24 protein-coding genes and 3 tRNA genes are annotated in these 19,223 nt (G+C 68.8%); 15 read left to right on the top strand and 12 right to left on the bottom strand.

All coding sequences use genetic code 11. The features are described 5' to 3' along the window. Positions 1 to 11 precede the first annotated feature (11 nt). Together AC1RSK_RS22850 and AC1RSK_RS22845 are read left to right on the top strand one after the other, a co-directional pair. A complete protein-coding gene (locus tag AC1RSK_RS22850; RefSeq protein ID WP_492909989.1) occupies positions 12 to 1,232 on the top strand; it encodes an LL-diaminopimelate aminotransferase in 1,221 nt (406 codons plus the stop codon). A gap of 247 nt (positions 1,233 to 1,479) precedes the next feature. Beyond that, the gene (locus AC1RSK_RS22845) at positions 1,480 to 2,769 is read left to right on the top strand and encodes a homoserine dehydrogenase (RefSeq protein ID WP_492909988.1); all 1,290 of its coding nucleotides are present in this window, start codon (positions 1,480 to 1,482) and stop codon (positions 2,767 to 2,769) included. 165 nt (positions 2,770 to 2,934) lie between these two features. On the opposite strand, the gene AC1RSK_RS22840 is transcribed toward AC1RSK_RS22845, so the two are convergent. The 4 genes from AC1RSK_RS22840 to AC1RSK_RS22825 all read right to left on the bottom strand — a co-directional run bounded on the left by AC1RSK_RS22840 (position 2,935) and on the right by AC1RSK_RS22825 (position 4,945). Further along, on the bottom strand, positions 2,935 to 3,426 hold the full coding sequence (locus AC1RSK_RS22840) for an SRPBCC family protein (protein ID WP_492909987.1): 492 nt from the start codon (positions 3,424 to 3,426) through the stop codon (positions 2,935 to 2,937). Then, a complete protein-coding gene (locus tag AC1RSK_RS22835; protein ID WP_492909986.1) occupies positions 3,419 to 3,769 on the bottom strand; it encodes an ArsR/SmtB family transcription factor in 351 nt (116 codons plus the stop codon). Before AC1RSK_RS22835 ends, AC1RSK_RS22840 begins: the two co-directional genes overlap by 8 nt. Positions 3,770 to 3,914: 145 nt before the next feature. Next, positions 3,915 to 4,247 carry a GFA family protein gene (locus AC1RSK_RS22830; RefSeq protein WP_492909985.1) on the bottom strand — a complete coding sequence of 111 codons (333 nt, stop codon included), beginning with the start codon at positions 4,245 to 4,247 and terminating at the stop codon, positions 3,915 to 3,917. 59 nt (positions 4,248 to 4,306) lie between these two features. Then, positions 4,307 to 4,945, bottom strand: a complete 639-nt coding sequence (locus AC1RSK_RS22825; RefSeq protein ID WP_492909984.1) for a glutathione S-transferase family protein — start codon at positions 4,943 to 4,945, stop codon at positions 4,307 to 4,309. 175 nt (positions 4,946 to 5,120) lie between these two features. On the opposite strand from AC1RSK_RS22825, the gene AC1RSK_RS22820 reads away from it, so the two are divergent. After that, the gene (locus AC1RSK_RS22820) at positions 5,121 to 5,747 is read left to right on the top strand and encodes a GNAT family N-acetyltransferase (RefSeq protein WP_492909983.1); all 627 of its coding nucleotides are present in this window, start codon (positions 5,121 to 5,123) and stop codon (positions 5,745 to 5,747) included. Positions 5,748 to 5,814: 67 nt separating this feature from the next. Here AC1RSK_RS22820 and AC1RSK_RS22815 read toward each other — a convergent pair whose 3' ends face one another. The 3 genes from AC1RSK_RS22815 to AC1RSK_RS22805 form a co-directional block, all read right to left on the bottom strand. After that, on the bottom strand, positions 5,815 to 6,993 hold the full coding sequence (locus AC1RSK_RS22815; protein ID WP_492909982.1) for a serine hydrolase domain-containing protein: 1,179 nt from the start codon (positions 6,991 to 6,993) through the stop codon (positions 5,815 to 5,817). Positions 6,994 to 7,139: 146 nt separating this feature from the next. Next, on the bottom strand, positions 7,140 to 7,400 hold the full coding sequence (locus AC1RSK_RS22810) for a hypothetical protein (protein WP_492909981.1): 261 nt from the start codon (positions 7,398 to 7,400) through the stop codon (positions 7,140 to 7,142). Continuing rightward, positions 7,397 to 7,837 carry a DoxX family protein gene (locus AC1RSK_RS22805; protein WP_492909980.1) on the bottom strand — a complete coding sequence of 147 codons (441 nt, stop codon included), beginning with the start codon at positions 7,835 to 7,837 and terminating at the stop codon, positions 7,397 to 7,399. Before AC1RSK_RS22805 ends, AC1RSK_RS22810 begins: the two co-directional genes overlap by 4 nt. A gap of 152 nt (positions 7,838 to 7,989) precedes the next feature. Between AC1RSK_RS22805 and AC1RSK_RS22800 the strand changes: the two genes are divergently transcribed. The 3 genes from AC1RSK_RS22800 (at position 7,990) to AC1RSK_RS22790 (ending at position 9,354) form a co-directional block, all read left to right on the top strand. Further along, complete coding sequence (locus AC1RSK_RS22800) at positions 7,990 to 8,352, top strand: ArsR/SmtB family transcription factor (RefSeq protein WP_492909979.1); 363 nt, start codon at positions 7,990 to 7,992, stop codon at positions 8,350 to 8,352. After that, positions 8,349 to 8,804: an SRPBCC domain-containing protein gene (locus AC1RSK_RS22795; RefSeq protein WP_492909978.1), complete on the top strand. Its 456-nt coding sequence runs from the start codon at positions 8,349 to 8,351 to the stop codon at positions 8,802 to 8,804. Before AC1RSK_RS22800 ends, AC1RSK_RS22795 begins: the two co-directional genes overlap by 4 nt. A 79-nt stretch (positions 8,805 to 8,883) precedes the next feature. Beyond that, a complete protein-coding gene (locus AC1RSK_RS22790; protein WP_492909977.1) occupies positions 8,884 to 9,354 on the top strand; it encodes an RpiB/LacA/LacB family sugar-phosphate isomerase in 471 nt (156 codons plus the stop codon). Positions 9,355 to 9,529: 175 nt separating this feature from the next. On the opposite strand, the gene AC1RSK_RS22785 is transcribed toward AC1RSK_RS22790, so the two are convergent. Beyond that, entirely contained in the window at positions 9,530 to 10,147 is a 618-nt protein-coding gene (locus AC1RSK_RS22785; RefSeq protein WP_492909976.1) for a hypothetical protein, read from the bottom strand. 414 nt (positions 10,148 to 10,561) lie between these two features. On the opposite strand from AC1RSK_RS22785, the gene glpX reads away from it, so the two are divergent. From glpX to AC1RSK_RS22740, 9 genes are all read left to right on the top strand, one after another. Next, positions 10,562 to 11,512 (top strand): class II fructose-bisphosphatase, encoded by a 951-nt coding sequence (gene glpX, locus AC1RSK_RS22780; RefSeq protein ID WP_492909975.1) that lies wholly within the window; start codon positions 10,562 to 10,564, stop codon positions 11,510 to 11,512. Continuing rightward, positions 11,512 to 13,317 (top strand): single-stranded-DNA-specific exonuclease RecJ, encoded by a 1,806-nt coding sequence (gene recJ, locus AC1RSK_RS22775; RefSeq protein WP_492909974.1) that lies wholly within the window; start codon positions 11,512 to 11,514, stop codon positions 13,315 to 13,317. Before glpX ends, recJ begins: the two co-directional genes overlap by 1 nt. A 66-nt stretch (positions 13,318 to 13,383) precedes the next feature. Continuing rightward, positions 13,384 to 13,458: transfer RNA gene (locus AC1RSK_RS22770), tRNA-Glu, on the top strand. A gap of 174 nt (positions 13,459 to 13,632) precedes the next feature. After that, complete coding sequence (locus AC1RSK_RS22765) at positions 13,633 to 14,220, top strand: cold-shock protein (protein ID WP_492909973.1); 588 nt, start codon at positions 13,633 to 13,635, stop codon at positions 14,218 to 14,220. 27 nt (positions 14,221 to 14,247) lie between these two features. After that, a complete protein-coding gene (locus AC1RSK_RS22760; RefSeq protein ID WP_492909972.1) occupies positions 14,248 to 14,754 on the top strand; it encodes a DUF192 domain-containing protein in 507 nt (168 codons plus the stop codon). Next, positions 14,747 to 15,175 (top strand): PaaI family thioesterase, encoded by a 429-nt coding sequence (locus tag AC1RSK_RS22755; RefSeq protein ID WP_492909971.1) that lies wholly within the window; start codon positions 14,747 to 14,749, stop codon positions 15,173 to 15,175. The genes AC1RSK_RS22760 and AC1RSK_RS22755 overlap by 8 nt, the downstream gene beginning before the upstream one ends. A gap of 51 nt (positions 15,176 to 15,226) precedes the next feature. Next, positions 15,227 to 15,303 (top strand) — tRNA-Pro (locus tag AC1RSK_RS22750). Between the two features lie 29 nt (positions 15,304 to 15,332). Further along, complete coding sequence (locus tag AC1RSK_RS22745) at positions 15,333 to 15,638, top strand: ETC complex I subunit (protein ID WP_492909970.1); 306 nt, start codon at positions 15,333 to 15,335, stop codon at positions 15,636 to 15,638. Between the two features lie 22 nt (positions 15,639 to 15,660). Beyond that, positions 15,661 to 15,737: transfer RNA gene (locus AC1RSK_RS22740), tRNA-Arg, on the top strand. 2 nt (positions 15,738 to 15,739) lie between these two features. Here the strand turns inward: AC1RSK_RS22740 and AC1RSK_RS22735 are convergent. From AC1RSK_RS22735 to AC1RSK_RS22720, 4 genes are read right to left on the bottom strand one after another with little or no spacing between them, the layout of a single operon-like run. Beyond that, positions 15,740 to 15,982, bottom strand: a complete 243-nt coding sequence (locus tag AC1RSK_RS22735) for a type II toxin-antitoxin system Phd/YefM family antitoxin (RefSeq protein WP_492909969.1) — start codon at positions 15,980 to 15,982, stop codon at positions 15,740 to 15,742. 50 nt (positions 15,983 to 16,032) lie between these two features. Then, positions 16,033 to 17,187, bottom strand: a complete 1,155-nt coding sequence (gene metC / locus AC1RSK_RS22730; protein WP_492909968.1) for a cystathionine beta-lyase — start codon at positions 17,185 to 17,187, stop codon at positions 16,033 to 16,035. Positions 17,188 to 17,232: 45 nt separating this feature from the next. Continuing rightward, positions 17,233 to 18,078: a 3-mercaptopyruvate sulfurtransferase gene (sseA, locus tag AC1RSK_RS22725; RefSeq protein WP_492909967.1), complete on the bottom strand. Its 846-nt coding sequence runs from the start codon at positions 18,076 to 18,078 to the stop codon at positions 17,233 to 17,235. 13 nt (positions 18,079 to 18,091) lie between these two features. Further along, positions 18,092 to 19,090: a cysteine synthase A gene (locus AC1RSK_RS22720; RefSeq protein ID WP_492909966.1), complete on the bottom strand. Its 999-nt coding sequence runs from the start codon at positions 19,088 to 19,090 to the stop codon at positions 18,092 to 18,094. Positions 19,091 to 19,223: the final 133 nt, after the last annotated feature.

Raw genomic sequence — 19,223 nt, 5'->3', positions numbered from 1 at the left:
AAGAGCCCCCAATGACGACCGATTTCCACCGTATCCGACGCCTGCCGCCCTACGTCTTCGAAGAGGTCAACCGCATCAAGGCCCGCCTGCGCGGCCAGGGCGTCGACATCATCGACTTCGGCATGGGCAACCCCGACATGCCGACGCCCAAGCACATCGTCGACAAGCTGGTCGAGACCGCCCGCGATCCCAAGGCCGGCCGCTACAGCGCTTCACGCGGCATCATCGGCCTGCGCCGGGCCATGGCCGGCTATTACGAGCGCCGCTACGGCGTGAAGCTGAACCCCGACTCTGAGGTGATCGCCACCCTCGGCTCCAAGGAAGGCTTCGCCAACCTGGCCAACGCCCTGACCGCGCCGGGCGACGTCATCATCTGTCCCAACCCCGCCTATCCGATCCACGCCTTCGGTTTCATCATGGCCGGCGGGGTGATCCGCCACGTGCCGGCCCTGTCGCCGGAAGAGTACCTGGCCGGGGTCAGCCGGGCGGTGAAGAACTCCGTGCCGCCGCCCAGCGTGCTGATCCTCAGCTATCCGTCCAACCCGACGGCGCAATGGGTCGACCTCGATTTCTACCAGGAGGCCATCAAGCTCGCGAAGAAGCACGAGCTGCTGGTCATCTCCGACGTCGCCTATTCGGAGATATACTTCGACGACAACCCGCCGCCCAGCGTGCTGCAGGTCGAGGGCGCCAAGGACTGCGCCGTCGAGGTCAACAGCCTGTCGAAGACCTACGCCATGGCCGGCTGGCGCGTCGGCATGGTGGTCGGCAACGAGCGGATGTGTGCCGCCCTGGCACGGGTGAAGTCCTACCTCGACTATGGCGCCTTCACCCCGATCCAGGTGGCCGCCGCCGCCGCCTTGAACGGCCCGCAGGACTGCGTCGACGAGATCCGCGCCACCTACAAGTCGCGCCGCGACACCCTGGTCAAATCCATGGCCCAGGCCGGCTGGGACATTCCCAGCCCGCCCGCCTCGATGTTCGCCTGGGCCCCGATCCCCGAGCAGTACAAGGAGGCCGGCTCGATGCTGTTCGCCAAGCTGCTGGTCGAGGAAGCCGGCGTCGCCGTCGCCCCGGGCTCCGGTTTCGGCGAATACGGCGAAGGCTATGTCCGCATCGGCCTGGTCGAGAACGAACAGCGCATTCGCCAGGCGGCGCGCAACGTGAAGAAGTTCCTGGCGAATTCGTCCGAGATTCTGGGGCGGGCTCATAACGCCCTGGCGGCGCAGTGATGAGCAATGGCCTGAGAGTTCGCCTCTGGGCTCCCTTCTCCCCTTGTGGGAGAAGGTGGCGCGAAGCGCCGGATGAGGGGTCGATGACTCGTCAAGCCGCGCAGAGGTGGCTGGGCCGGACTGTGTCGGAGGCCGGTGCGACCCCTCATCCGTCGGCTACGCCGACACCTTCTCCCACAAGGGGAGAAGGGTACTCTCACGGCAGCTTTGACGTTCTTGGCCGCCTTCAAGTTTCGAGACTGACCTCATGACCAAGAAAACCTGGCGCGTCGGCGTCGCCGGCCTCGGCACCGTCGGCGGCGGCCTGCTCGAATTCCTCGCCGAACGCCCCGGATTCGCCCCCGCCGGAGATGATGCGGTGATCACCGCCGTCTCAGCCCGCAACCGCACGCGCCACCGGCCGGTCGACATCTCCAGCCTCGCCTGGTTCGACGACCCCGTGGCCCTGGCCAGCAGCCCCGACATCGACATCTTCGTCGAGCTGATCGGCGGCTCCGACGGCCCCGCCAAGGCCGCCGTCGAGGCCGCCCTCAAGGCCGGCAAGCCCGTCGTCACCGCCAACAAGGCCCTGATCGCCGTCCACGGCGCCGAACTGGCCGCCCTGGCGGAAGCCGCCGGCGTGCCGCTGCTGTTCGAGGCCGCCGTCATGGGCGGCACCCCGGCCGTGAAGATGCTGCGCGAGGCCATGGTCGGCGACGACGTCTCGGCCCTGGCCGGCATCCTCAACGGCACCTGCAACTTCATCCTCAGCGAGATGGAGTCCAAGGGCCGCGCCTTCGCCGACGTGCTGAAGGACGCCCAGGCCATGGGCTACGCCGAGGCCGACCCGACCACCGACGTTGGCGGCTTCGACGCCGCCCACAAGATCTCCATCCTGGCCGCCCTGGCCTTCGGCTGCGCCCCCAACTTCGCCGCCGCCGAGATCGAGGGCATCGACGGGGTCGAACAGCTCGACATCGCGCTGGCCAAGGACCTCGGCTACCGCATCCGCCTGATCGCCTCGACCGAGCGCACCGAGGACGGCGTCGCCGTCCGCGTCCACCCCAGCCTGGTCGCCTTCGGCCATCCCCTGGCCGAGACGCGCGGCGCCACGAACGCCCTGTTCATCGAGGGCACGCGCATCGGCCGCATCTTCATCCAGGGCCCCGGCGCCGGTTCCGGCCCCACGGCGGCCGCCGTCGCCGCCGACATCGCCGACGTCATGACCCTGGCCAAACGCCCGGTCTTCCAGGCCCCGGCCGGCGACCTGCCGCCCTTCATCGCCGTCGCCCCGACCCGCCGGGTCGGCAAGGCCTACCTGCGCCTGCTGGTCAAGGACCAGGCCGGCGTCATCGCGGCGGTGTCCGAGACCCTGGCCGAATGCGGCGTTTCCATCGACAGCTTCCTGCAGAAGCCGGTCGAAGACGTCGGCGGCGTGCCGATCGTGCTGACGACCCATGCCGTGGCGGAGTCAGTGCTCACCGACGCCATCGACCGGCTGGAACGGCTGGAAGTGGTGATCGAGCGGCCGAAACTCCTGCGGATCGCGCGGATCTAGGGGACAGGTTGGCCGCAAAGCGGCCTACCTGTCCCCGGTCAGCGCCGGACTTGAAACCGGGCGCGGTCCAGCCGCGATGAAACCGTCTGACCTGGGGGCCACCCCATCGCCGGCGCCGACCGGGGACAGGTACGCCGCTCCGCGCCGAACCTGTCCCCACAGACGTCAGCTCACGCCCATGCCGGCCAGCAACGCATCCAGCTGCTCGAACTGCTCGGGCAGGCCGTCCTCCGCCCCGCGCTCGGCCTCCAGGGCCGCCTTGGTCGGATAGCGGTCGCTGTAGACCAGCAGGCACTGGCCGCCCCGATCCTCGAAAGTCACGGTGGTCACCGCGCCCTCGTCGCCTTCCTCGTTGGTCCAGACCAGGCGGGCGTTCGGGATCACCTCCAGGTACTTGCCGAAGAAGCTGAACGATTGGCCGTCGTCGAGGCCGAAGGTCAGGCGGTAGCCGCCGCCGGTCCGCACATCCATCTCGCAGGACAGGATCGGCATCCCCAGCGACTTGGGCGCCCACCAGCGCTTGAACAGTTCCGGCGTCGTCCAGGCCTCGAACACGATGCGGGCCGGGGCGTCGAAGGTCCGCGTCACCACCAGTTCCGTGTCGGAGGTCCGCTCTATCTTCGTGCGGCCACCCCGGCTGTCTTGCTTCTCACCCACCGTTTCTCTCCTTCTCTTTCAGTTCGTCGACGATTCTGTCGAGTTCATCGAAGCGCGCGTCCCACAGCTGTCGGTAGGCGGCGATCCAGGCCATTTCTTCCTCCAGCCGCCGCCGCCCCAACCTGCAGGTCCGCACGCGGCCGACCTTCTCGGTGGCGACCAGCCCCACCTGCTCCAGGATGCCGACATGCTTCTTCATGCCGGTGAGGGTCATGTGGAACCTGTCGGCCAGGTCCGTGATCGAGGCGTCCGCCCGCCCCAGCTGCTCCAGCACCCCACGCCGGGTGGGGTCCGAGAGGGCGGCGAACGAGGAGTCGAGGTGGGGTTGTTGAAACTGAACCATTAGGTTCAGTGTTTACGCCATGGATCGGCGACAGGCAAGGGGGAGGGCGCCCGGCGGAAACCGTCAGGACTTGTGACCGACTCCCATGCGCTGGTCTGAGCGGACGCCCCTGACGACGGCTATGGGTGGAAAGCGGACGGCGGACTTAATCGGCGTTGTCGAATTTCCGGATCTCGACGGCGCCTTCGTCAAAGCCGTCGATCAGGCGCGCATTGACGCCCATCTTGCCGAAATCTTGCCCTAGGGTCTGCCAGTGCGTGCCGCAGCCGCAGACGGGGCAGTGGTGAATGCCGATCATCCGGTCGCCCCAGACATAGGCCGTCGTCTCGCCTGAAATGCTCACCTGGTCTGGCGGGAAATAGGCGACCCGCCAGCCGAGCCGGCGGCAAAGCGAGCAATTGCAGTCCGCAACCCACTCGGGCTTGCTCGGCAACGCGATCCGCACGTTGCCGCAGTGGCAGCTTCCGTAGACAGTCATGTCGATTTGTACCTTGCGATTTAGGAATGTCGGCAACGGGTGATGTTCGGACGCCAGGCTCAGGACGCCGGCTGGGCTGCGGCCGCAATGAGCGCGTCGTCGATCTCGTCGGCGCGCCGGGCGGCGGGGCGCTGCAGATGGCGCTCCACATAGGTCTCGAACGCCGGGCGCTTTTCGATCGTGCCGAAGTTCATGCCCCAGGACAGGTGAGAGGCGAGGTAGAGGTCGGCGGCCGTAAAGCCGTCTCCCACGAGATAGGGGCGGTCCTCGACCGCCGCCTCGACGGCGCCCAGCACGTCCTCGATGCAGCCGAAGCCCAGCGAGCGGCGTTGCTCGATCGTCGGTTCCAGGTTCACCACCTTGGCGCCCACGGCCTGCTCGATCGGGCCGGCTCCGAAGAACAGCCAGCGATAGTAGGGACCGCGCAGCGGACTTTGTGCGGGCGGAGCGAGACCGGCTTCAGGGAAGGCGTCGGCGAGGTAGGCGCAGATGGCGGCGCATTCGGTAACGACCACCCCGTCATGGACGATGGCGGGCACCTTGCCCATCGGATTGATGGCCAGGTAGTCGGCGGCCTTGGCGTCTCCGGTTTCCCAGCGCAGGATTCGGGTCTCATAGGGCTGACCGACCTCTTCGAGCATCCAGCGGATGATGCGGCCGCGCGACATGGGGTTGGTGTAGAAGACGAGGCTGGACATGGGCGGCTCCGGTTGTTTGCGACAACCTATCCCGAGGCTGCTGACAACGGCTTGGCAGCAACCGTTCCCGGCTGACAACTCCGGGCATGAACCGCGGCGGGCTTTGCGGTCCCGGCGCGCCCTCCGTTGACCATCGGACGGCGACTCCCTAGCGTTCCCGCATGTCAACGATTGCGTGACCCTGACGCCGCGCGCCGCGGCGTCGCCAGCCTCCACCGCGGACCGCGGAAGCTGCGGCCGCAATGCTGCGTCACGCCCGTTGAAGGAATTCCCGTTGAAAACGATCCCACCGCGCCCTCCCGAGCGCCCGCGAATCGAATCTGAGCGTCCCGGCGACGCGATCAGGATCGGCCAGATCACCACCGCGGCGTTCGCGCCCATGCCGTTCAGCGACGGCGACGAAGCTCGCGTCATCGACGCCTTGCGCGAGGCCGAGGCCTTGACCGTCTCCCTTGTGGCCATAGCCGCTGACGGGGAGTTGGTCGGCCATGTCGCCTTCTCGCCCGTTCGCATCGATGGCCAGCCGAGCGACTGGTACGGGCTCGGACCCGTCTCGGTCGCGCCAGGGATCCAAGGGCGCGGCATCGGCGGCGCCCTGATCACGGAGGGATTGGATCGCCTGAGAGCGTTGAAGGCCGGGGGATGCGTTCTCCTGGGCGATCCGAACTACTACAGCCGCTTCGGCTTCGTGAGCGTTCCCACACTCACCTATCGGGGCAAACCCAACCGCTACTTCCAGCGCCTCGTTCTAGGGGCCCCGCCCCGGGAGGGAGATGTCAGCTTCCATCCGGCATTCGATTGAGGTCGCGCCCCTTAAGTCCGCTCATCCCGGCGACCCGAAGGGAAGAGGGCCTGAAGGCCGATTGGCCCTAAGGTGCGGCGTCCTCCCGCAGCGCCTCCGCGGCCGCCCGCAACAGCGTCACGGTCTCGGCGCCGGCGGCGCTGTCCTCAGCCGCACGCCGCGCGCTGTGCATGACAACGACCAGCTGCTCGCCGGGGTTGACGTAGACCAGCTGACCGAAGGCGCCGACCGCCGCGAAGACGCCACTGTGGACGCCCGGCGCCGGCGGCGTCGCCCACCAGTGATAGCCGTAGCCGCCGCCATGGCCCGGCGTCACGGCGCCAAAGGCGGTCGCCGCGCAATCGGGCCGGCCCGCCAGGTCGCGCCAGCCAGGCGGCAAGACCCGTCGCCCGTCCGGCACCTCGCCGTCCTCCAGCATCAACTGCCCGAACCGGCCCAGGTCGCGCAAGCAGGCGCTGACGCCAAATCCCCCAAGCTCCAGGCCGTCCTCCGCCTCCAGCTGCCAGTGCCCGTCGGCCTCCATCCCGCCGGGGCCCCAGATCCGTGTCGCCAGATAGTCGGCCAACGGACGGCCCGTCGCAGCGGCGATCACCGCGGCCAGCAGGCAGCCTTCGCCGGTCGAATAGTTGAACACCGTCCCCTGGGGATGGGCGCGCGGTAGCCGGCAGAGCTGATCCAGGACGGCCCCCGGCTGCCGACGGGCCATGGCCCGGCCCAGGCGCCGGGCGTCGGAGCGCGCCTCGGCGCCCTCATCCTCGCGCCAGCCCACGCCCGAGCACATCCGCAGGACGTTGCGGATCGTGACCCCCTCGTAGGCCGAGCCCAGCAGCGCCGGCAGATAGAGGTCGCAGGGGTCATCGAGGCTCTCGATGGCGCCCTCGTGCAGCGCGGCCCCGGCCAGCGTCCCGGTGATGGAGGTCGTGATCGCGAAGCCCGTCCACAGGCTCTCCGGACCGTTGCCCATGCCGTAGCGCTCCAGCGCGATCTCGCCGCGTTTGAGGACCAGAAGCCCGGCGGCGCGATGGCGCTGCATGAAGTCGTCGACGCCAACGATCTGGTCGCCCAGCCGCCAGGTCAGCTCGCCAAGCGATCGCCCGTGAGGCGGCAGCGCCCGCACCTGCGCGCCGCGCCGGATCGCCCGCACCGGCCAGACCTGGTCCTGGTTACGAAAGGTGGCCGCCTGGTTCTCGGCCGTCGTCTCCATGACGTTCGCCGCCGCCCGCTCCGTCGCCGCGAGTCCGCTCATCGCAATCTCCCTGCCTGAGAGCCACGAATTCGCGCCCGGCCGGCCGGCTCGCAAGGCAACTTAAGTTGGCTTGCCTCGCCCCCGCCCGCTTGCCATGGTTATGCTCGCGATCCTCCAGACATGACGGTTTGCCGGGGGGGCGGAGCCTAGATGTCCGCGCTCGTCTGCACCCAGATTCGAGAAACACCCCGCTGGCGGGCCCATTCGGCGGCCGCCGCCAGGGCTGCCGGCAAACTGATATCGTGCTCAGGCAAGGACGCGTAGAAGACCTCCTTGCCCGACGATGTGCGTCCGTACCCCGAGCCGAAGAACCGGCCGTCACCGCTCGCCTCGACCACCAGCCACGGCTCGTCATCGGCCAGCTCGGGCATCTGTTCGCCAGGCTCCAGGTAGATGAGCTCAGTCATGAGGCCGGGGGCCCAGGACGCGCCAGCAGGTCGCGCGGGGAGGGCGAGCGCACCAGCGCCCAGCCTCCGTCGCCCACCACGGCCAGGATGCCCAGGAGGGCGAGCCAGACCAGGGGCAGTTCCGCGCCGCCGTTCGTGAAGTAGAAGCCTTTGCGGACCAGCCAGAACTGCGCGGCGCCCACCATCATGGGAATGGCGTAAACCGCGACGTACCGGGTGAGCACCCCCGGGATCAGCAACAGGGCGCCGGCCACCTCAGCCGACAACACGTAGGCAGGGACGAACGGCGGGTATCCTGCCCGGACCAGGTTCGCCCACCATCCCTCAACGCCGCCGGGGAAAACGGCGAGCTTCCAGTACAGATGCGCGACGAACAGGCTGCCAAGAAGGAGCCGGAGCAACAGCCCCAGCCTGGCGTCCGACGATCTGGCGCTCATGGATGTCCCCATGCCCTGCGGTGCGGCGTCACAGGTAATCGAACTCCGCGAACCACGGCAATGGGCCCACGCTCCGGCGCCTCGCACGGTCGGGGCTTCCTTATGTGCACAAGTTGTTATATAACGTCATGGTTACATAACGAGCCACCGCCATGCCCGCCCTCGATCAGTCCTTCGCCGCCCTGGCCGACCCCACTCGCCGCGCCATCATCGCGCGCCTGGCGGCGGGGGAGGCGACGGTGCAGGACCTCGCCCGGCCGTTTTCCATCAGCCAGCCGGCCATCAGCCGCCACCTGAAGGTGCTGGAGGAGGCGGGGCTGATCGAGACCCGCATCGACGGCACGGCCCGCCCCCGCCGGCTGAAACCGGACGCCGTCGAGGCGCTCTGGGACTGGCTGGGCCAATACCGCGCGCTCTGGGAGGCGCAGTTCAAGAAGCTGGATGCGGTGCTCGACAGCCTGGCGGACGAGCCGGACGAGCCGCCCGCCGACACCCCTGAAAGGACCCCCTCATGACCCTGACCCTGGACCCGACCGTCTCGTTGGACGGCGAAACCGATGTCGTCGTCAGCCGCGACTTCACCCATCCGCCCGCCCGCGTCTGGCGTGCGTTGACCGAGCCGGCGCTGATCCGCCACTGGGCCGGATCGGACGACTTCATCCGCTGCGAATGGGACGCGCGTCCCGGCGGCAGCTTTCACCTGGAATGGGAGGAATTCTATTTCTCCGGGCCGATCCTGGCCGCCGACGCGCCGCATCACATGGTCCATGTCGAACACTTCAACGGCGACACGACGGCGAGCCCGACGGTCATCACCGACCTGGTCGCCCATGGGACGAGCACGCGCATGACCCAGGTCAGGCGCTACGCCAACGCCGAGCAGCGGGCCGCCGCCATCGCCGCCGGCTTCCTCCACGGCATGGACGAGATCTACGGCAAGCTGGAAGCGTTGCTGACCGCCGAGTGACGCGAGCGGGCAGGGCAGGGCGCGGCGCGGCGGCGAAAGCAGACGTTGTTCCCCGCGCCGGGCGCGCTAGGCTGGACGGATGAACCGCGCACCGACCGCCAGGCCGATAGCCATCGCCGCCGACCACCGGGGCTTCGCCCTGAAAGAGCAGCTGAAGACGTGGCTGCGGGCCCACGACCATGCCGTCCTCGACTGTGGCGCCGACAGCGCCGAGGAACGGGTCGACGCCATGGACTACGCCCTCGCCCTGGCCGCCGAGATCAAGCACGGACGGGCGGATTTCGCCGTCGGCATCTGCGGCAGCGGCCAGATGATGGCCATCACCGCCAACCGCTTCGCCTTCATCCGCGCGACCCTGCTGCACACCGTCAGCGAGGCCGCCGGGGCCAGGCAACATGGCGACGCCAACATGCTGGTGCTTGGAGCCGACACCCTCGACGCCGCGACGGCCGAGCAGATCCTGGGCGTCTTTCTGACCACCACCGCCCTCGGCGACCGCTATGCCGAGCGCCGCGAACGCCTGGCCCGCCTGGATACCTCACGGCTCTGACCCTCGCGGATCCGCGCTTGCCAATCGGCAGGCTCCGCCCCCCGCGGTTGTCCATCGTCGGGATCCGTCCAGTCGGCGACGACGCGATAGCGGTAAGAGCCAAACGATATCGGGTCCTCCTGAGTCTTGAAGGCAATCCGACCCGGCATGCCCGCAAGGGTTCGAAAAGCAGACCTCAGGGCGCGGCGGCCGTCGCCTGACCAAGCGGCGTATCGGGGGGCGGCGGCGACACGATCGAGACGACCGCGATGTAAAGATAGAGGACCGTGTGCAGGCCGATCGCCACCGCGAACAGCCAGCGCCGCTTCGTCCAGGCGGCCCCGCCGACGAGAACGACGTAGATCGCCAGGTTCGCCGCATAGGCAATCGCCAAGGCTTGGCCATTCTCGCGGGTCAGGTTGACCGCCAGCTGCCCGCACATGCCCAGCACATTGGCCAGGATCAGCAGGCACAGCGTCGTGCGCCTGTGCGCCCAGAAATGATCGTCCAACGGCCCTGGCGCGTCGCCTTCGTCGGGAAACACCAGCGCGGCGGCGATGAAATAGACCACCGCCACGACCAGCCCGCCCACCAGCAGCCCGTAGCTGAAGGGCAGTGTCCGGTAGTTGACCCAGGCGGCCTCCCAGAAGGTCGCGATGTCCAGCGCCACGAAGACGGCCAGAAGCGGCGTCAGCCAGCCGACCGGCCGCGCCTTGCGGTGCTTGAAGGCCCGCGCCGCCCCCGTCGCCAGCACCGCAACCGACAGGCCAAGCAGCAGGCCGTAGAAGCTGAAAAAGAACTCGAACGCGCCCATGGAATCTCCCCGCTCGCCGCAGCTTGCAAGACGGGGCGTCCGGCCGCAATGCGGTCTGTCCGGCGATGAATATGTCTAGACATATTCGAATTGACCCAAAATGGACCTGAACGCGGCGCCGCAAATCTGTTGGTCGGGGCGGGCAGGAACCGGCCTACATTCGGCAACGCTCGACCTGCAGGCTGACCAACGCGGCGACCCACATTCGCGAACCCTGAACCAACCCGCCGGGCACAGGATTTCAACCACTTAGCCGAAACTTCCCCCTCGACCGTTTGCGCCCGGGTTATAATGTTGCCCGCTTCGACAACCGACGCCCTGCCCGGCCGCTCCAGTTGCCCCTCGCGCCGACTCCCGGCAGCCGCTAAACCCCCTGTTCCCGCGTAAGACGGGCAAGGGCCGGGAGACGCCTGTATGAGTTCCGACACCCTCGATCGTGGTTTGGTCCTCGACGCCGTGCGCGTCACCGAGGCCGCCGCCATCGCCAGCTGGGCTCTGGTGGGCCGCGGCGACGAGATGGCCGCCGACCAGGCCGCCGTCGACGCCATGCGCAACGCCCTGAACGACCTCGACATCGAGGGCGTCATCGTCATCGGCGAGGGCGAGCGGGACGAGGCTCCGATGCTCTATATCGGCGAGAAGGTCGGCAAGGGCGGCCCCCGCGTCGATATCGCCCTCGACCCCCTGGAAGGCACCAGCCTGACCGCCAAGGCCCAGGCGAACGCCCTGGCCGTCATGGCCTGGGCCCCGGCCGGGACCCTGCTCAACGCCCCCGACACCTACATGGACAAGATCGCCTGCGGCCCGGGCTACCCGGCCGGCATCCTCGATCTGGACCGCAGCCCGGCCGACAACGTCCTGGCCATCGCCGCCGCCAAGGGCACGACCGCCGACCAGGTCACCGTCTGCGTGCTGGACCGGCCGCGCCATGCCGAGATCATGGCCAGCCTGCGGTCGGTCGGGGCGCGGGTCTATCTGATCTCCGACGGCGACGTGGCCGGTGTGATCAACACCGCCGATCCGGAGACCGGCATCGACCTCTACATCGGGGCCGGCGGCGCGCCCGAGGGGGTGCTGGCCTGCGCGGCGCTGAAATGCGTCGGCGGCCAGTTCCAGGGCCGGCTGATGTTCCGCAACGCCGACGAACGGGCCCGCGCCGCCCGGCTGGGCATCACCGATCTGGACCGCAAGTACGACCTGGACGACATCGTCCAGGCCGACGCCATCTTCGTGGCCACCGGGGTCACCTCGGGGGCGCTGCTCGACGGCGTCACCTATCGCAACGGCTTCGTCCACACCCACTCCCTGGTCATGAACAGCCACAGCCACACCGTGCGCGAAGTGCGGATGAAGCGGGCCCTCTGATGGCTGACGGCTCGCCGCCGACTGACTTCCTGGGCGTCCGAAAGTCCCTGACCGGCCGTGTCTGGCGTCGTCGCCCGGCCGACGAAGCCATCACCCGCGAGCACCAGCTGCGCCACGGCCTCTCTGAGCCCCTGGCCCGGGCCCTGGCCTCGCGCGGCATCACCGCCGAGGGGGGAGGGGACTTCCTCAATCCCACCCTCAAGGCCCTGTTCCCCGACCCCTCCAGCTTCGCCGACATGGACCGGGCGGCCGAGATTCTCGTCGACGCCGCCGTCAGCGGCCGCCCCGCCGTGGTCTTCGCCGACTACGACGTCGACGGGGCCTCGAGCGCCGCCCAGATCGTCCGCTGGTTCCGGGCCATGGGCCGCGACCTGCCGGTCTATGTTCCCGACCGCATCCTCGAGGGCTACGGCCCCAGCCCCGCCGCCTTCCGCAAGCTCAAGGACAGCGGCGCCGAGCTGGTCATCACCGTCGACTGCGGCGCGGCCGCCCACGACGCCCTGATCGAGGCCGCCCGCATCGGCCTCGACGTCGTGGTCATCGACCACCACCTGATGCGCGGCGAGCCGCCCCCGGCCGCCGCCCTGGTCAACCCCAACCGCCCCGACGACGCCTCCGGCCAAGGCCACCTGGCGGCGGCCGGCGTCGTCTTCGTGCTGATGGCCGCCCTCAACCGCGAGGCTCGCAGGCGCGGCCTGTTCGAGGACCGCGCCGCCCCCAACGTCATGGACTGGCTGGACCTGGCCGCCATGGGCGCCGTCTGCGACGTCACCTCCCTGACCGGCTTCAACCGCGCCCTGGCCGCCCAGGGCCTGAAGGTGATGAGCGGCTGGCGCAATATCGGCCTGAAAGCCCTGCTCGACGTCGCCAAGGCCCAGGGGCCGGCCACCACCTTCCACGTCGGCTTCATCCTCGGCCCCCGCATCAACGCCGGCGGCCGCATCGGCCGGGCCGACCTCGGCGCCCGCCTGCTCAGCACCGAGGACCCGGAAGAGGCCGCCGCCCTGGCCCAGGAGCTCGACGCCCTCAACGCCTCCCGCAAGGAGGTCGAGAAGGCGGTGATCGAGGAGGCCGTCCTCTCCATCGAGAAGCAGAGCAACTTCGACCCCGACGCCCCGGTCATCGTCGTCGCCGGCGACGGCTGGCACCCGGGCGTGGTCGGCATCGCGGCGGGCCGCTTGCGCGAACGCTACCGCAAGCCGGTCATCGTCATCGGCATCGACCGCCCGGCCGACATCGGCAAGGGCTCGGGCCGCTCGCAGCCGGGGGTCAACCTCGGCCGGGCCATCCAGTCGGCCTATGACGACGGCCTGCTGCTGGCCGGCGGCGGCCATGCCATGGCGGCCGGTTTGACCGTGCGCCCCGCGGCCATCCCCGAGCTGCGCGCCTACCTGTCCGAGAAACTGGCCGGCGAGATGGTCGACGCCGCCGCCCAGGACGCCGTCGAGATCGACGCCCTGATCGGCCCCGGCGGCGCGACCAGAGCCCTGTGGAGCGACTTCCAGCGCCTCGCCCCCTTCGGCCCCGGCAATCCCGAGCCGCTGTTCGCCATCCCCGACGCCCGAATCGAGCGGCCGATCGCCATGCGCGGCGGCCATGTGCGGGTCACCCTGATCGATTCGTCCGGCCAGCGACTGAAGGCGGTGGCCTGGCGGGCCGGCGAGACGGAAATGGGCCAGCGGCTGCTGGCCGGCGGTGGCGGCCTGCACCTGGCCGGCAAGCTGAAACCCGATGACTGGCAGGGCCGCGAGGGCGTTGAACTGGAGATCGAGGACGCCGCCGACCCGCGAATGGCGGTCGGCTGATCTTTTCTCTTCGGCGCGGGCTTGCGCACCCCGGAAGGGTTGGCTATATCGCCGCTTCCTCGCCGCGCGCCCTTCGTCTATCGGTTAGGACCCCAGATTTTCAATCTGGTAAGAGGGGTTCGACTCCCCTAGGGCGTGCCACGAGGCCTTTCCGTAATCGTTACTATTCTACCCGCAATGAGTGCGACCGACTGTCGCGATTCAGCACAGCTGGACCCGTCTCGCGCTATTCTGTGATTGACGGCTCACCCCACAGGAGAACATTGTTATTCCTGAGGCGCTTACCGACCTGTTTCCGGTAGGTGGGGGAGAGTGATGTCGAGTCTGGATATGCATATTGAGGATTCTCACGAAGACGCCGTGAGGATCAGTGGCCGGATCAAGTGGTTCGATCTGGGCAAGGGCTACGGTTTCATCGTGCCCGACGACCCGGACATCACCGAGCTCCGCGACGTGCTCCTGCACGTGACTTCTCTGCGCAACCTGGGTCGCGATTCTGTCCTTGAGGGATCTTTGATCGTCTGCGACGCGGTCAAGCGGCCCAAGGGCTGGCAGGTGACCGACATCGTCGAGCTGGACGAAAGCAGCGCCCCGGCCCCGGCCGAGCGCCCGCGCCGCGTCGACGAGCCCCGCCGCGACAGCCGTGTCGGCGCCAAGGAGTCCCGCCACCGCGCCACCCTGGTGGTCGCCGACGGGCCGATGGAGCGGGCCACGGTCAAATGGTTCAACCGCACCAAGGGCTACGGTTTCGTGGTGCGCGACAACGAGCCGGGCGATATCTTCGTCCATATCGAGACCCTGCGGCGCAGCGGCCTCGATGACCTGCAGCCCGGGGAAGGCGTCATGGTGCGCTTCGCCGAAGGGCCCAAGGGTCTGGTCGTGGCGCAGATCGAGGCCCCGTAGAGCGCCTCGACGGTTCGGAGTACCCCTTTGACCCCAGCGTATCGTATCGGCCGCGCCCTGGCTCTGGCGGCGGTCCTGGCCTGTTCCGGCCTTGCCGCCTGCAAGGGCGGCCAGGAGGCCAAGGCCGAGACCCTGATCTCGCCGCTGGAGCCTCTGACCGTCACCACAGCCAATGGCCCCGCGAAGTTCCAGGTCGAGATCGCCGACGACGAGGCCGAACGCACCAATGGCCTGATGTGGCGCGAGAGCCTGGCCCCCGACCGCGGCATGCTGTTCGACTTCAAGGCCGAGGCGCCGCGGTCCTTCTGGATGAAGAACACCCTGATCCCGCTCGACATCATCTACATCGCCGCCGACGGCACGGTGGTGTCGATCGCCGCCATGGCCATGCCCAAGTCCGAGGAGTCGCTCCCCTCGCACGGCGCGGCCCTGGGCGTTCTGGAGATCGCCGGCGGCCGGGCCGGCGAGCTGGGCATCAAGCCCGGCGACAAGGTCACGCATCGGATCTTCAACCTGGATTCTGGGGGTGAGTGACGACCAGGTCCCCACGCCGCCCGAGGGCTTCGAGCCTTCCGCCCGTGGCCCCTACACCACCCACAACGGCCCGATGTTCCACAAGAACCGGGCCGACGGGACCTATGAGCACGCCTTCTTCGTCCTGCCGCGCCACTGCAACGGCATGGGCTTCGTCCACGGCGGCATGATCGCCACCTTCATGGACGGGGTGCTGGCCAGGGCCGTGCACGGGGCCACCGGCGGCCATGCGGCGGTGACCGTCCACCTGTCGCTCGACTACCTCAGCGCCGGCCGCAAGGGCGAGTGGCTGCTGGGCGAGGGGAGCGTCACCCGCGAGACCCGCGACCTGGTCTTCGTCGAGGGCCGCATCCACGCGTCCGGCCGCGACGTCGCCCGCGCCACGGCCATCTTCAAACCCCTGCGCCGGAAGATGCCCTGAGGCCTTTCATCGCGCGGCGCAAAGTGGCAAACACCGCCGTTCCGATGATGACGGGGCGTAGCGCAGCCTGGTAGCGCATCTGCTTTGGGAGCAGAGGGTCGCAGGTTCAAATCCTGCCGCCCCGACCATCACGGGAAGAGACGTCAAGGAACGCCGCATGCTCGCTCGCATCTTCCGCCCCGCCAAGACCGCCATGCAGTCGGGCAAGGCCAAGACCCAGGACTGGGTGCTGGAATTCGAACCGGCCGCCGCCAAGCGCAACGACCCGCTGACCGGCTGGACCCAGAGCGGCGACATGAACGGCCAGATCCGCCTGACCTTCGAGACCCGCGACGAGGCTGTCGCCTACGCCCAGAAGCACGGCATCGCCTTCCAGGTCATCGAGCCCAAAGAGCCCCGCAAGATCATCAAGGCCTACGCCGACAACTTCGCCACCAACAGACGGGCCCCCTGGACGCACTAGGCGTGATATTTGAGCGCCTTGAGACTCCATAGCTCAGCTGGATAGAGCATCCGCCTTCTAAGCGGACGGTCGTAGGTTCGAATCCTACTGGAGTCGCCAATTCAAAGATCGATTTCTCGCGGCGGCGTCCGATCACGTTCGAATTCGATGCCGCCCGGACAAGCAAGCAGGAGCTCGGCGAAGGAGGGCTTCGTCTGTTCGTAGACTCGCTTTGCATCTTCGACCGACATCAGCACGGCCATCGGTTTGCCGTTACGAGTGATGGTCGTCGGTTCGCCATTCTCAGCGGCCCTAATCAGGGCCGAAAGATGAGCAGCTGCTTGGCGGATTGGCATCGTCTTCATGATCGCCTCCGTGACCAACGGCCACAGTATCCTATCCAAATGGCTGCGGTTCAACGCGCCCCGTCGAGCGCCGAGAACCCCGCCGCCAGATCGGCGATCAGGTCGCTCGCCTGCTCCAGCCCGATGTGCAGCCTAAACAGCGGTCCCTCCAACTCCTTCACGAAGGTCCGCGACTTCAGCTGCGGGTCGCAGCGGATGGCCAGGCTTTCGAAGCCGCCCCAGCTGAAGCCGAGGCCGAAGATAGTCAGGGCGTCGAGGAAGGCGTGTTCGGCCTCGATGGGGCAGGGGTTCAGCACGAAGCCGAACAGGCCGCTGGCGCCGCTGTAGTCGCGGTCCCAGATCGCGTGGCCGGGGTCGCCGGGCAGGGCGGGGTGCAGCACCCGGGCGACCTGCGGCTGGGCGCTCAGCCAGCCGGCGACGGCGCGGGCGGTCTCGTCGTGGCGGGCGAGGCGCGTGGGCAGGGTGCGCAGGCCCCGCAGCATGTCGTAGGCGGCGTCGCCGGTGACCGCCCAGCCGAAGTCGTGGACCCCGGCCTCCAGCTTGGCGGCCAGCCCCGCGTCGTTGGTGGCGGCGCTGCCCATGAAGATGTCGCTGTGGCCGCAGACGTATTTGGTCAGCGCCTGGACGGCGATGTCGACGCCGTGGGCCAGCGGCTTGAAATACAGGCCCGCGGCCCAGGTGTTGTCCATCAGGGTCAGCACCCCGCGAGCCTTGGCGGCGGCGGCGATGGCCGGCGCGTCCTGCATCTCGAAGGTCAGGGAGCTGGGCGATTCCAGCAGGATCAGGCGGGTGTCGTCCTTCACCAGCGCCATCAGCGCGTCGGTCGACAGCCGGGCGTCGTAGAGCTCCACCCGCACGCCGAAGCGGCTCAGCACCCGCTGGCAGAAGATGCGGGTCGGCTTGTAGGCGCCCTCGGTGACCAGGATGGCGTCGCCGGCCTTCAGCACCGCCGTCAGGGCCCCGGAGAGGGCCGCCAGGCCGCTGGGGTAGAGGTGGACCGATGTCGCCCCCTCCAGCTCGGCCAGCCCCTGGCGCAGGGCGTCCTGGGCGCACAGCCCGGCGCGGCCGTAGCCGAGGTCGTCCTCGTAGAGGGCGCGGGAGTTGGGCAGCAGCACCGTCGAGCCGCGCTGTATCGCCGGCCCGACGGTGCGGGCGCGGGGCTCCACCTTGCGGCCGGCGTGGATCAGGCGGGTCTTCTCGTCCATCGGCTCAGTTACGGCCCGGGACGGGCCCGGATCAACCTTTCAGAGTCAGGCGCCGGTGACGACCTCGGTGTCGCCCGGCAGGCCCCATTCGGACCAGCTGCCGTCGTAGACGGCGTTGCGGTCGTGTCCCAGGCGCGCCAGCGCCAGGCTCAGGATGGCGGCGGTGACGCCGGAGCCGCAGGTGGTGACGATCGGCCGGGCCAGGTCGACCCCGGCCGCTTCGAAGACGGCCTTGAGCTGCTCGGGCGTCTTCATGGTGCCGTCGGGCGCGATCACCTGCTGGAAGGGGATGTTCAGGGCGCCCGGCATGTGGCCGCCGCGCAGGCCGGCGCGGGGCTCGGGCGCCTCGCCGCGGAAGCGGGGCCCCGAGCGGGCGTCGACCAGCTGTTCCTTGCCGCTGGCCAGGACGCGGCGGACCTGGGCCTGGTCGCGGACCAGGTCGTTGCGGTAGCGGGCGGTGAAGTGGCGTTCGCGCGGCGGCGGAACGCCGTCCTCGACCGGGCGCCCCTCGGCGATCCATTTGGGCAGGCCGCCGTCCAGCACCGCCACGTCCTCGTGGCCCATGGCCCGGAAGGTCCACCAGACGCGGGCCGCCGAGAACAGACCCTGGCTGTCGTAGATGACCAGCCGCGCCCCGTCGCCGACGCCGAGCCGGCGCATCCGCGCGGCGAACTTCACCGCGCTGGGCAGCATGTGCGGCAGGTCGCTGGTCTCGTCTACGATCTCCTCGACGTCGAAGAACACCGCGCCCGGGATGTGGACCAGGGCGTACTCTGCCCTGGGATCGCGCGGGTCGCCCGGCATGAACAGGCTGGCGTCGATGACGCGCACGTCCGGCGCATCCAGGTGCTCGGCCAGCCAGGCCGTGGAAACGAGCGGGTCCTGCGCCATGGACGGGTCCTTCTTACAGCCAGCCGGGGGAGGGCAATCCCTTCTCCGCCAGGAAGGCCGGGTTGAACAGCTTGCTCTGATAGCGCGATCCGTGGTCGCACAACACCGTCACAATGGTGTGGCCAGGGCCGAGGTCCCGCGCCAGGCGGATGGCCCCGGCGATGTTGATGCCGGTCGAGCCGCCCATCAGCAGGCCCTCGTGCTGGGCCAATTCGAAGACGATGCGGACCAGTTCCTCGTCGTCGATGCGGTAGGAGAAGTCCGGCGTAAAGCCTTCAAGATTGGCGGTAATCCGGCCCTGGCCGATGCCTTCGGTGATCGAGCTTCCCTCGGCCTTCAGCTCACCGGTGGTGTACCAGCTGTGCAGGGCCGCGCCGTGCGGGTCGGCCAGGCCGATCTTCACCGAGGGCTTGCGGGCGCGCAGGGCGGCGGCGACGCCGGCCAGGGTGCCGCCCGAGCCGACGGCGCAGATGAAGCCGTCGACGCCGCCGGCCGTCTGTTCCCAGATCTCCGGGCCGGTCGTTTCCTCGTGCGCCAGGCGGTTGGCGACGTTATCGAACTGGTTGGCCCAGATCGCCCCGGCCGGCTCTCTGGCGTCAAGTTCGGCCGCCAAGCGCCCGGAATATTTCACGTAATTGTCCGGGTTCGAGTAGGGCACGGCGTCCACCTCGACCAGGTCGGCGCCGGCCAGGCGGATGGCGTCCTTCTTCTCCTGGCTCTGGGTGCGGGGGATGACGATGGTGGTCTTGTAGCCCAGCGCCGAGCCGACCATGGCCAGGCCGATGCCGGTGTTGCCGGCCGTACCCTCGACGATACGGCCGCCGGGCTTCAACGCCCCCGAGGCGACGGCGTCCTGGATGATGTAGAGCGCCGCCCGGTCCTTCACCGACTGGCCGGGGTTCATGAACTCCGCCTTGCCGAGAATCTCACAGCCGGTGGCCTCGCTGGCGGCCCGCAGGCGGATCAGGGGCGTGTTGCCGATGGCCTCGATCACGCTGGGGCGGACAGTCATGCGGGGGGCCTTCGATGGTCTTTGTTCAGGTCCTCTAGATCGTGAGCGCCCCCCGATCCGCAAGGGGAGAAAAACTGAGGGCGACCCAAGCCGCCAATTTGCGTAACCGATGTGTTACATATAGTATCGACTG

Source organism: Caulobacter sp. GW821-FHT11A05 (assembly GCF_058809015.1).
This window is presented reverse-complemented; position numbering and strand designations above follow the sequence as displayed.